Genomic DNA, 11,694 nt, shown 5'->3' on the forward strand with positions numbered 1-11,694 from the left:
AAAAAAAAGAGCCTGGAAGGCTCTTTTTGGTCGATTCTGAGGAAATACCCCATTACCCCATAGGGTTGGCCAGGGTTAGGCCATGCGCCGCCCTGAAAGCTGCTTGTCGGCTTCCTCAAAACACTTGTCTCGGCTCCAGTCCGGGTTGGCCTGCTTTAGCTCCCCCGCCCTGACCATCTGCTGCTTTCGATACTCGAAGTCATCCCGTGACTGCCTGCTGGTTGTCTGCGGTTTTGGCTTGGGCTTGGGCTTGCGCTTATCATTCACTTGAGACGCCATCCCACCCATGAACAACCCAAACCTGGCTCTTCCTGTCCGGGTATTCTGTCCCTTTTCCGTTTCGGCATCCTGCTCCCATTGGCGCTGTTTTTTCTTCAGCCGCTTACTAGCTTTGTCCCGCTCGTACTTCAACATACTCCCAAGACCAAACACCGCAAACAGATGCCTGGATATCGCCTTTACGGCGGCCAGCCCCTTCCAGGTGCCGTCCTCTTTCAGTTGGCGTGGTTGCGACACGGTAACAAGGCCTGCGGCCTTGAGATCGTGTAAAGCACGTTCAACACGCTTTAGATTCATGCCGGTATGCCTGGCGATCAGATCAACCGTCAGATTCACAAATCCGTCTTTCGTGGGGATGCCAACGCGAAGACTGGCCACATCAGTAAATTTCAGAAGTGCAGCCATCAGGCAGATACAGGCTTCCCTGCGCTCACTGCGTTGCTGACGCTCACTGCCATTAGCCAGGTCTAAGGATGGTATGACTTTACGCGGTCGATAGTAGTAATCCTTCAAACGCTCCATGCAAAGCGTCAGAACTCGTGGGATGCCGCCTTTCCCTTTTTTGGCTGGATCAGCAAGAGTGAAACGAGGGCTGGCCGGGTCGTGGCCACAGAAGTTCCCCCCTAAAGCGTTCTCTCTCGGTATGTAGGCATGTGCTGCCAATGTCTTCCCCTGTTTTCATCACAGGGAAGCCCCCTCATCAAAACACCGCTATTTGATGCCTCAAAAATAGGCAACACGAGTTGCGGCTTGATGGGTTCTCGCGTATATTTAGAGGACTGCGAGGGCTTCCCAAAGCCTGAGTGTCGGGTGCTGTCGTGATCGCCAAATCTTCCAGCATCTCCGAATTTATAGCCCGGCCTTGTGCCGGGTTTTTCATTTCTAATCAGTCAAATCTGATTGTGACCTCTTTAAAGCCAATATCTTGTGCATCCTGAAGCGCACCGTTCAGACGCTTGTAAATCTTGGTTTCGTCATCCCTGGCTCTGGTGATCTGCTCCTGTCCGCCACTGGCTTTATCAAAGACCATAATCCAGCGGTCACTTTCCATAGGAGCCGGATGCACCTTTGCGGATAGCAATAAGCCTTCCTGGAACAGCTTTCTTAAAAGCCTGATTTCCACGCTGCCCCCTTCTGGCAAAATCTAAAAACAGCGACAAAAGTACACTACTATCACAACAAAGATCAACAGATGTACCCCAAAAAGTTAGCACTCTCTTTTTTTGGTACCAAAAATGTACCGTTTTAGTGCTTGTTAATTTAGTACCGTTAATGTATAAAACCGGTACTAAATTGATACCAAAACAGCACCACAACGGTACAGGAGTAGCACCAATGATCGTACTTATAGGAAGTCAAAAGGGCGGTTGCGGAAAATCCACCACAGCCGTGAATATTTGCGCAGAACTCGCCAGAAATGGCCGGGATGTCGTCCTGGTTGATGCAGATCGTCAATGCACTGCGGCAAACTGGGCAATGGATCGCTCTGGCAATGAAAAGCTGCCAACCGTTCATTGCGTTCAAAAATACGAGAACATCCGGGAAACTCTTCTCGATCTCGATAAGCGCTATGAATTCGTGATTGTCGATGCGGCTGGCCGTGACAGTCGCGAACTGCGCACAGGCATGACCGCCGCCAATGTCCTGCTGGTTCCGTTTCGGCCATCTCAGCCTGACCTGGACACCCTGCCTAACCTTCAGGAAATCATCACCCAAGCCAAAGACCTGAACCCTGATCTTGTTGTCTATGGCTTAATCACGATGGCACCAACCAACCCGGTAGTGCATGAAGCAGAAGAAGCCCGCGAATACCTCCAGGACTACCCGGAGATTCAGCTTCTTAGCGCCATAATCCGTGACCGCAAGGTTTACCGTGACGCCATGAGCGAAGGGTTAGGCGTGGTTGAAATGGACAACCCAAAGGCCGCTGAAGAGGTGCGGGAGCTAATGCGGGAGGTGTTCCAATGGTAAAGCGTAGGGAGCCACAAGCCACGACCAACGCAAAACGGGAGCCGACACCGGAACAGATAGAAGCCTTTGCAGCCGCCGCCGACGGCGGCTCATCCGCGAAAAAGCCAACCCCTAAAGCAGACCTCGACCCCAACGCAAACAGGGACTACAAGGCCATTCGCGTTCCATTCAATGAATACGAGTTCACCAAACTGGAAGAATTGGCCACCAAAACAGGGAGAACCAAGCTAAACGTCATCCGATGGGCCATTCTTAAATTGGCTGAAGAGGTACAAGAAGGGCACTAAAACAGCACCAATAAGGAGCCTTTTTGGTACTAAAAAGGCTCCGATTTAATGCCGAATTCCTCACTCCCTCCACTCACTCCCAAGCAGCCCCTGTTGGTCTACTCGATCAGTCCCGCCGGTCTTGTGTGGCGAACCTAGCCAAACCACGCCCCAGCGCAAGGGCCGCTGCGCTGTAAACCCCTTGCCCTGGTTCGTGCTCCGGCTGGCCGGTTGCCACGACCGACGCGACCGACCGAGCAGCCCAACCCATCCCAGCAAATCCAAACCCAAAAGGGTTTGGATCGTACTATCCAAAACCAAAAAACCACCGTTTTCTGAACATCGCCACAGATAGCCCGAATCGACGGGAAAGCCCACCTCAGAACGATAAGAAAACCGTTCAAAAATCAACGTACAGAAAAGGCACCTTTCTCGCTCGTTTCTCTTGTCTTTCGTATGTATTGTATGTATCATACATACATACAATACATACAGGAGATATAGCAATGACTGAACAGCACGCCTCATATGCCGCCAAAGTTAAGCCTGAAATCCGTGACCGCATCATTGCGACCGCCAACGCCCTTGTCTCGGAAGGCATTGATAACCCCACCAACGACCAGGTGCGCGAACGCATGGGCGGCGGCTCTCTGTCCCACATTTCCCCAGTTATGCGGGAGTGGAGGGAGTCACGAAAGGCCGAAGTTGTGGCCGCGCTTGATATGCCCGCAGACCTCAAGAAAGCCGTTGAAACATCACTGGGGCAGCTTTGGGGGATGGCCAGCAAACTGGCCACGGCATCGGTTGAGAACTTCAGGCAGGAAGCAGAGGCCGCAGTTGCTGACGCCACCGCAGAACGTGATGAAGCCTTGAACGAAATCCAGCGCCTTGAAAAACACCTGGCAGAGCTGACCAAAGCCCTGGAAGAAAAGGGGCAGGAAGTTAACCAGGTACGCTCCGCACTCGACCAGGAACACAACATTAACGCCCAATTGAAAGCTGATACCGCAGCACTTCAGGCTCGAATTGAAGACCGGGACACGCAAATAGAAGGCCTTAAAGCTGACCTGAAAGAGGCCCGCGACGACAACCGGAAGCTGCAAGGGGAGTTAATCGAAATAGCCCGTAAAGCCAAGGAGTAACACGGATGGATATAGCGAACTCTACAAGCATCGGCAAACACTGGGCGGCTATTCGTAACGGTGTTGCAGTAGCCGTCATCCCCATGACGGTTCCCAAGGATGTGGACTTTGAAGAATACCGGCGCCGGGCCTTATCTACGCTGGAACTACTGGGCGAAGTGAAAACCGGGGAAGTCCTGGACGACTACGGCCAGCGCTGCTTTGTGAAACGGCCCAATCATGCTAACCGAAGCACCACACCTAAACCGCTTACTGTATTCCCAATTTTTCAGCCCTCAGACGTTTATCAGACAGGTGGGGCAATATGATTATTGGCTATGCGCGGGTTTCAACCACAGACCAAGACACAGCCCTACAGCTTGATTCACTGAATATGGCCGGTTGTGAGCGGGTATATCAGGAAGCCTTTTCCGGCGCATCCAGAGAGCGCCCTGAGCTTCTACGGTGCCTCGATGCCCTCAGAGAAGGGGATACCTTAACCGTGTGGCGGCTGGATCGACTGGGGCGAAGCCTGAAAGACCTGGTGGCCATCATTTCAGACCTGGAAACCAAAGGCGTGGGGTTTCGATCGGTAACTGAAGCCATCGACACGACAACAGCCGGTGGAAAGCTGATTTTCCATATCTTTGCGGCCCTGGCTGAATTTGAACGGTCGCTAATTCAGGAACGCACCAAGGCGGGCATTCAGGCGGCCAGAGCGCGAGGCCGCAAGGGCGGCAGGCCTCCCAAGCTCAGCCCGACTCAAGCCAAGAAAGCGCGGGCAATGCTGCTCGATCCGAGCATCACGAAAACCGAAGTAGCAAAACATTTCAACGTAACCAGAGCCACGTTAAACAAAGCATTGGAGGATATTAGCCCGTGAAAATACCGCTGGATGACTTAACAAAAGCTGACTTTGAAACCGGTTCAAGACTGCTTAAAAAAGCTGCTCGCCGAGGGGAAATAAGCCCTGATGACTGCGCTTATATGGCAACGTCGATTTTGGCTCTATTAATGAAAAATCCGGCCTTATCTTCCACTACACGCCAACGGCTAGATGAGGTCATTGGAATCTTAATGGGATTTGAGGAGCACGAACCCGCATGAAAACTGTTATCGCTATTCTGGCTGTTTTCCTGTTCATCATGGGGTACCGAATTTATGTAATTCTCCGTGACGGCCCACCCAGCCGAACAACGCCTAAAAGGGCTTCAGACGATGAAAATGTTATTAATGACCCCGGCATGTTTTGGCACCCATTAAACCGCTTCCATGACGACTGAAGCCGCTTGAACGGTGCAAACTGGCGCAGCCTGTTTGCATTGGGCAAGTGGCCTGCCTGGGTTTCAGGGCGCGGCATAGAGCGGCCCTGTTATTGGTCACAGAAAGCCACGCCTGGTTACTCTGTTGTGTGACCACTCTTGTTCGCAATCCGGATTAACTGCCTACGCATCGAGGGCGGCAAATTGCCCATCGGACGACTGGCCAAAGCCTTGGTTTGTTCGGCGGTGTACACCCTGAGATTTTTAACGCTCGGCAACCCTGCAACGAAGTCTGCAAGGCTCGCGGTATCGCTGGAAAGCTGCCCGCTTTCCTCCAGCTTTCGCACCTCCGCCAACATTTCTTCAATGTCTTTTTGGCGCTTACTCTTGAACTCTATGACTGACATTGGCTATCCTCATATCTCAACAAAGCCACGCGGTTGGCCTTGTTCCAACAACCGGGGGCGCGATAGTTGAACCTGGTTAAAGACCCGCCGATAAGGCGGGTCTAAAATCAATTCCCGCCTTTTGATCCAACTCCCGCACCTGCACCGATCTCTGTTGTTGAACCAGTCGCTGTTGTGCTCGCTTTGCCTTTGGTAAGCGCCGTTGATTTTGATTGCTCTGTCGATTCTGACTGCGCTATCTGTTGCCGTTCACTGGACAACATTGCTTTGGCCAGCTCGAAAGTATCAACCTGTGTCAGTGTGACACTCTTACCAAAGAACGTATTTCCTCCCAGTATCTGCATTCCACCAAGAGAAGCTGTTGAGGTGTTTGGGTCAACCATTAACCCGCCACACTGCCAGTCAACGGCATTGCTTTGGATGCCAAGCAGCGTTGGCAATCGACAACCCTTGCTGATCTCCGGCTGGGCGAACTCTTCAACATCAGGGTACGGCTCATAGCGGTTAGGGCCATACCTGGCGCTCGTGAAAGCATCCCTGACAACCTGCTGCAAATCCCCACCAACAAAGAGATTCTGCTTCCTGGTTGGTTCTCCATCTGCCGCAACGCTGAACCTCGTCAGTTCATTTATCACGGCCTCGCCCAACCTCGCGTAAAAGTAATAACACCGAACCGGAACGGCGGCACTATCCACCTTCCGGCCCACTGCATAGGAAAGCGATTTCATATCAGATATTTCACTCAAGCCATGCGCATCAATGGAGAATACCGGCTTCACATAGCCAAGGGACGGATCACTGAAAAAGGCATGAGTCGGGCCATCTTGAACCAATAGCCAGCCCTCGCCATGCCCAGGCCTTATGCTGGTTCTTGGTGGCATGTGCAAAGGGAACGCTGTTGGCACTGGCATCACATCACTGAAGAGCTGACACGCTTCCAACATACGGCCAAAGTTGTTTTGCTGGACAAACTGCATTTTGCTCCAGTCGGTACTAACCTCCTTCTGCTCGGCTTCCCGTATCAATGGGATAAGCAGGGTTGAAAGTGGTACCTCTGAGGAAACCGCATAACTGGAAACCTCCGATTTGGAAAGGTCCAAAGCCTTCAGCTTCTCTCTTGTCTCTGCTTCGACTTTTGACTTTGACTGCTGCAATTTCAGCTCTTTCAGGCGCTCTAGCCGCTCTTCCTTCGTACTTCCCACACTCCTTCCGGCACTGTTATCTATCGTCGGATCGGCGGCGAACACAAAAGCAGGTAGGGCCACAGCAAGGCAAAGAATCACTCGCAAATTCATAATCACTGCCCCTTATCCAGGGCAGACTTCAGTTCTGCCAGTTCCTTGTCCATCTGTTCAAACTCAGCATCAAACCGGCTATCCCAGGTTTCAGCTTTCTTCTTCAGCGCCTCGATATCCGCCTTTTTCTTCGCCAACTCTTCCGCAGTCATTGGCTTATTTGATATGTCCCGGCTCATCTGCTCAAACTCAAGGTCAAACTGAGCCGCCTCGATCTGCTGCTTCACTTCAACCCGCTGTTGATCGGTTCTTACTTGCTGTTGGCCAGACAACGCAAAGTAAAGGATTAAGGCAGCCAACGGAGTGGCTGCCAGAATTGCACTTGCTACACCTTTCATTCTCAATTCCTCTGTAATGGCCATGCAAAGCATGGCCAGCTTACTCTAAAGCCTATTCGTAGCAGGCTTTAGCTTGCTTCAGGCTCAAATCATCTTTTATTGCATAGCTGTATTCCTGGCTACGAAGTAGTGCCATCGCCATTTCGTAATCCGGTTCAAACAGGCCTGTATCTTTCAGAACATCATCCATAACACCAGTAATGGGCACACCTACAGAAACACGGTGGCCAAGGTGACGAATAATCTTCATTACATTTTCCGGCTTTCTACCGTACTGTCCTGTGAACTGCTCAACCACGCCCATGACGTTGGGCAGGCTGTAATCTGTTGCCACGGTCAAATAAGCGTTGGTGTTTGCCAATGGCTCTGAGTCCAAGGCAAAGCGCATCATGGCATCACCAATCCCTTTAGCATTCATCGGCTCAGGTAGTGAAAACCCAAGCTCACTAAATGCAGCACGAGCCTTAGCGAAGTGCGCATAGGCTGAGAACAGCCGCTCAGCATCAAGCGTAACGGAGCCGGAAGAACGAACCGGAAGCATTGAAGCAACTGCTGCCTCCCATTTTTCTTCAGCCAATCTGGCAGCTTCCTGCACTTCGTTCTGCCCACTAATGAGGTTGGCATCTCGATCATTTTCAAGAGCCATCAGACCGCCTGAACACGCCAAAAGCACACCGGCAAACACACTTTTAATAACTAATTTCATGGATAAATCTCCTCTGATAATCAATAGGTTATTCATCCAACCCCTGTTTAACCGAGGTGCGTTATTTGAAATCTTCCATCGTTCTGAATCTGAACAATTTAAGGCTCTGTTCTGGGCTGTATTTGGTGTCGTTATCCGGCCAGAAACCTATGCCCTTTTCCTTCATCAATCGCAGAAATAACGCCTGCAAGCTATCCGCTTCCTGCTTGGTCGGGCAGAAATACCACACTCGCTGATACCGCCCTTTTTCAATGTTCTTCATGTGGGCCTTGATTATCGCCACATACCTGGCTGGGGTTTTCCTTGTGCGCTCGATCTCAATGGCCACCTTGTAAATGAGCTGTTTTTCCTTATGAACAGCTTCCCCAACGGCATCCGGGTAGTGCGCCCATCGCTTTGGATCGGCTTTCTTCAGCCCCTTCCCTGGCAACAGACGATCAGGTGTCCAGCTCTCGAAGTCCTCCACAACTTCACAGTGAAGGCGGCACTTCTGGGTATCCAGGGTATGAGCTATTGTCAGCGGTTTAACGCTACCTGGTGTGTGATACCGAAGGCTTACTGTCGCCACTTCTTCAGGGGTGAGACCGGTCATCACTCCCGTTGAGGTAATCCCCCAAAGGGGGATTGCCTTCATCCCCATGAATTTGACTTCATCTCTGACCAGCAACCCTTTTTTCTCCATCCTGGCCAGCACACTCCGGGCTGCTCGCTCCCCAATCGCCATCACATCGGACAAAATAGCGGTAGTGCTGTACACCTCATCCCGCAGAAAATCCAACACCCACTCTTCCTTGTCGGCGGCTCTTTTTGCCCGTTCTGCCGGATCGGCTATAAGGTGCTTATTCATCATCAAACCCCAAGTCCAGCGGGCTATTGGCCCGCTTGTATTCTTGATCTTCATCATCATCGTTCAGCGCCTGCATTGTGGCGCTATCGTCTTTTAAGGCATCCAGCAACAGATCCGGCACGTCCTCGCCACCATCAACAAACAAAACCTCTTCTACCTGCTGAATGCTCTCCGGTTCGCCTTCCGGCTCGGTTACTGGTTCCGGCTCGTCCTCGATGACGGCAAAAGCGGGAGCGGAAGCGACCGCTGCCGCCACAGGAGCGACGGCCGCCGCTTTTTTCTCCACCATGACCGGACTGGTTCCCATGAACCTGGGCAGCTCTTCACTAAAAAACACGGCCACCCTCTTAGGTAGGTTCATCATCATATTGGTATCCACCAGGAAGGTTTCGGATTGCCGGATAGTTCTGTCATCGTCCAGGATTTCAGACTGAGCCACGTTCCGCCCCACCTTTCTGATTTCTTCATCAACCAACTTGGTACCAGAACGGCGGGCCAACCATTCCGCGGTATCCGGGTCTTGCAGCTTGTAGATGATCTTCAGTGCTGTATTTTCGATGACCGAACCTACAACCGCGTCCGGGTCAAGATCAGCGGGAACGTCTCTCAGGTCTGCAAGCGACTGGTGAGCAATCAGGGCGTGCAGGCCTTTGTCTCTGGCCGCCCCAAAAATCTCCATTGCGGGCTTGCTTAGGTGGTACTTCAGCTCATCCAGGAATACACAAACTGACCGTTGTTTCTTCAGTCGGTCGCGCTTCTCACAAATCTGAGTCAGGCGGATCATTAACATCCGCTGGGCTTTGATGACTGGTGAGTTACGCATAGACCCAACCACGTACACCACGCCGCCTTGTTCAATGACCTTGGCGAAGTCCACGCCCACACCTGGCGCGTTGATGCTTTCCAGCTCTGCCATTTCTTCATAAGCCCCCCAGAAACCAGCGGCGGCCTGCACTTCTGGAAGCTCTGCCACTTCGCGGTACATATTGGCAAAACTGGGGTTGGCCTGTTCAGCCATCAGGGCCGCTACGGCCCGGGCGGCTTTTCGGTCATTCAGTCTGTAAAAGTCGGCATCCCCACCTTTTTCACCCAACGAGAAGGCGGCCAAAAACATTTCTTGCAGCTCCGCCCTGCTGGCTCCTGCCAGCGGGTTTATCTGTGCCGGCTGACCGTCTCGTAGGTCAATAAAGTGGTACGGCACCTCGCAGGTCTCGGCAGCTTTGTGGAGTGCGTGAGGTGCCCACTCGTCGTTCTTCGGATCAAGGACAAACACGGCCTCCCCTTCGTGTACCGCTTGAGTAAGCGCCATCTGAGCGGCCACACCTTTACCGGCTCCCGTTGTTCCTGCTAACTGAATGTGACTACTCGTCCATACCTCAAAGGGCACTCTGACCGGATTTCCCTCTTTATCCAGCCCCATCGTAATAAAACCCGGCTCGTAGTAATCCATCACGTCGAAAGGCTCTGGGGTTGTCGGCAGCAACTCCCGCACTGTTCTTACGTCTGTTTTTTTGTCTCGTTCCTGATCTGTTCGCCAGGTGATCCGCTCTTTCCACGCCACAATCTTGGGTTCCCATTCGCGGAAAAACCTATAACCCAGCCAGCCACCAACAACGAAACCAGCAAACCAAATCACCAAGAAATACCAGGCAATCGACACCGGCCCCAGCTTATCCTCCACCAACCAAGGCAACCCAAAGTGCAATACTGGCCCCGCGATCACAGCCAGCCCAAACGGCACCAAAAACAGCTCCCAGCTTTCTTGCTCTTCCAGGTAGCGAGCAACAGCAACGACGAAGAAAAAGCCAGCAATCAGACCGATAACCAGACCACCCGCTTTATACGCTTGCACCAACCATGTCAGGCCTTGTGCGAAATCTCTTACAAAGTCACCAGTCAATTTCTCAAACTCTCCTACGTTTCGGACGGCACACGGGGGAGCCGCCGAACTTGTTCGGTGGGGGTATCGCTGATAAGCGAATACCCCCTGTAGGCGCTTCCCGCATCAGCGGGATAGCCGGAAGGCGGGGGAACCGCCGAACTTGTTCGGTGGGGGTAAGTGCGTTCAGCACTGACCCCCTGTAGGCACATCCCGCCCCGCCGGGATTGCCGGAAGGTTTGGGGGGAGCCGCGTAACAAAAATCGGCCCCAGCCGATTTAAGGCACCCCAGTGCCTGGTTGTTGCGTGGGGGGCTTGCCCCGGCGCGTCGGGCAGTGAGCTTGCGAACGATAGGCCCGACAACCCGCTTTCGGGGACGACGTTCAGGAGTCGCCCCAAAACGAAGGATTACCGGGACGGGTTCCCTGCCTGATCGGAACGAACAGGAAAGGGCCGGTAAGCCGCAGTGGCGGGGCCAAGGTAGCCATGTTGCACAGCGTCAGCGGCACATGGAAACCGCAGCCCGCAAAGCGGGTTGTCGGGCGTAGCCAGACGCGCCCCTGCAACCGAAACGAAGCGTCCAGCGTAGTGAAGGGCGCAGCCCACAAAGTGGGCGAAGTAGCCGAATGGCGCGGCGTCCAGCCGTGACAGTAGGCCAAAGGTCGCCACCGGCGACCGCAACGCTTCACACCGGCTATTTGTTCCGGTTCCTCGCTCCGCACCTATGCGCGAGGAATAGGTTACAAATAAAGGTGTGAACAGGCAAGCATTTTTCTGATCGGAAAATGAGTCAAGGGGTTGGTGCGGCCCGCAGCCGCGACAGCGGCGAGGACACGGCCCCTTGACGCATTTGGAGATCACCACAGCCTTTGACCGGAGGGGCATGACAAGGCGAAGCCGCCGCTCATGCTCCCGAGGATCAAACACGGCTGTTTGCGGGGAAGTACAGAAGGGGCAGCGCCCCTTTTGGGACAACCGAAGCGAAGCGTAGGGCGTCAGATAGAGAGCTTATCTCGCCTCTGGCGAGGCATTATTGGGTGACTGCTTGCAGGCACCCTGCTTAACTGATTTTTATATAACTGACTGGTGAATTAAGGGTGGACACTTAATTGAGTTATCTACAGACACTTAATTTTCATGTCAGAAAGACTTATCCACAGATGCGCCCAATTCTCACCGCTTTAGGCTTTGGACACCTTCCTCAAGGCGAAAAAAAAGAGCCTGGAAGGCTCTTTTTGGTCGATTCTGAGGAAATACCCCATTACCCCATAGGGTTGGCCAGGGTTAGGCCATGCGCCGCCCTGAAAGCTGCTTGTCGGCTTC

At 52.9% G+C, this 11,694-nt stretch carries 15 protein-coding genes; 7 read left to right on the top strand and 8 right to left on the bottom strand.

What is annotated here, in order from left to right; all coding sequences use genetic code 11:
* Positions 1-75: 75 nt before the first annotated feature.
* The gene (locus IE090_RS17535) at positions 76-942 is read right to left on the bottom strand and encodes a hypothetical protein (RefSeq protein WP_189390421.1); all 867 of its coding nucleotides are present in this window, start codon (positions 940-942) and stop codon (positions 76-78) included.
* A gap of 223 nt (positions 943-1,165) precedes the next feature.
* Complete coding sequence (locus IE090_RS17540) at positions 1,166-1,402, bottom strand: hypothetical protein (RefSeq protein WP_031209744.1); 237 nt, start codon at positions 1,400-1,402, stop codon at positions 1,166-1,168.
* A 212-nt stretch (positions 1,403-1,614) separates the two neighbouring features.
* Here IE090_RS17540 and IE090_RS17545 point away from each other — a divergent pair, with 212 nt between their 5' ends.
* The 7 genes from IE090_RS17545 to IE090_RS17575 all read left to right on the top strand — a co-directional run bounded on the left by IE090_RS17545 (position 1,615) and on the right by IE090_RS17575 (position 4,920).
* On the top strand, positions 1,615-2,250 hold the full coding sequence (locus IE090_RS17545) for an AAA family ATPase (RefSeq protein ID WP_189390422.1): 636 nt from the start codon (positions 1,615-1,617) through the stop codon (positions 2,248-2,250).
* Positions 2,244-2,537 (top strand): hypothetical protein, encoded by a 294-nt coding sequence (locus IE090_RS17550; RefSeq protein WP_189390423.1) that lies wholly within the window; start codon positions 2,244-2,246, stop codon positions 2,535-2,537. The genes IE090_RS17545 and IE090_RS17550 overlap by 7 nt, the downstream gene beginning before the upstream one ends.
* A gap of 485 nt (positions 2,538-3,022) precedes the next feature.
* Positions 3,023-3,658, top strand: coding sequence for a DNA-binding protein (locus IE090_RS17555; protein ID WP_189390424.1), 636 nt, complete (start codon positions 3,023-3,025; stop codon positions 3,656-3,658).
* A gap of 5 nt (positions 3,659-3,663) precedes the next feature.
* On the top strand, positions 3,664-3,966 hold the full coding sequence (locus IE090_RS17560; protein WP_189390425.1) for a hypothetical protein: 303 nt from the start codon (positions 3,664-3,666) through the stop codon (positions 3,964-3,966).
* Complete coding sequence (locus IE090_RS17565) at positions 3,963-4,520, top strand: recombinase family protein (protein WP_189390426.1); 558 nt, start codon at positions 3,963-3,965, stop codon at positions 4,518-4,520. Before IE090_RS17560 ends, IE090_RS17565 begins: the two co-directional genes overlap by 4 nt.
* Entirely contained in the window at positions 4,517-4,744 is a 228-nt protein-coding gene (locus IE090_RS17570) for a hypothetical protein (protein WP_152526051.1), read from the top strand. Before IE090_RS17565 ends, IE090_RS17570 begins: the two co-directional genes overlap by 4 nt.
* Positions 4,741-4,920: a hypothetical protein gene (locus IE090_RS17575; RefSeq protein WP_023008052.1), complete on the top strand. Its 180-nt coding sequence runs from the start codon at positions 4,741-4,743 to the stop codon at positions 4,918-4,920. Before IE090_RS17570 ends, IE090_RS17575 begins: the two co-directional genes overlap by 4 nt.
* A 116-nt stretch (positions 4,921-5,036) precedes the next feature.
* On the opposite strand, the gene IE090_RS17580 is transcribed toward IE090_RS17575, so the two are convergent.
* The 6 genes from IE090_RS17580 to IE090_RS17605 form a co-directional block, all read right to left on the bottom strand.
* Entirely contained in the window at positions 5,037-5,306 is a 270-nt protein-coding gene (locus tag IE090_RS17580) for a hypothetical protein (RefSeq protein WP_189390427.1), read from the bottom strand.
* A 107-nt stretch (positions 5,307-5,413) separates the two neighbouring features.
* Complete coding sequence (locus tag IE090_RS17585) at positions 5,414-6,601, bottom strand: hypothetical protein (RefSeq protein ID WP_189390428.1); 1,188 nt, start codon at positions 6,599-6,601, stop codon at positions 5,414-5,416.
* A 2-nt stretch (positions 6,602-6,603) separates the two neighbouring features.
* Positions 6,604-6,939 carry a hypothetical protein gene (locus IE090_RS17590; protein WP_023008055.1) on the bottom strand — a complete coding sequence of 112 codons (336 nt, stop codon included), beginning with the start codon at positions 6,937-6,939 and terminating at the stop codon, positions 6,604-6,606.
* A gap of 52 nt (positions 6,940-6,991) precedes the next feature.
* Positions 6,992-7,645, bottom strand: coding sequence for a hypothetical protein (locus IE090_RS17595; protein ID WP_189390429.1), 654 nt, complete (start codon positions 7,643-7,645; stop codon positions 6,992-6,994).
* Positions 7,646-7,706: 61 nt separating this feature from the next.
* Positions 7,707-8,552, bottom strand: a complete 846-nt coding sequence (locus IE090_RS17600) for a hypothetical protein (protein WP_152526052.1) — start codon at positions 8,550-8,552, stop codon at positions 7,707-7,709.
* Positions 8,485-10,392: a type IV secretory system conjugative DNA transfer family protein gene (locus IE090_RS17605; protein ID WP_189390430.1), complete on the bottom strand. Its 1,908-nt coding sequence runs from the start codon at positions 10,390-10,392 to the stop codon at positions 8,485-8,487. The genes IE090_RS17600 and IE090_RS17605 overlap by 68 nt, the downstream gene beginning before the upstream one ends.
* Positions 10,393-11,694 lie beyond the last annotated feature (1,302 nt).

The sequence above is a fragment of the Bacterioplanes sanyensis genome, assembly GCF_014652515.1.
Lineage (GTDB): Bacteria > Pseudomonadota > Gammaproteobacteria > Pseudomonadales > Oceanobacteraceae > Bacterioplanes > Bacterioplanes sanyensis.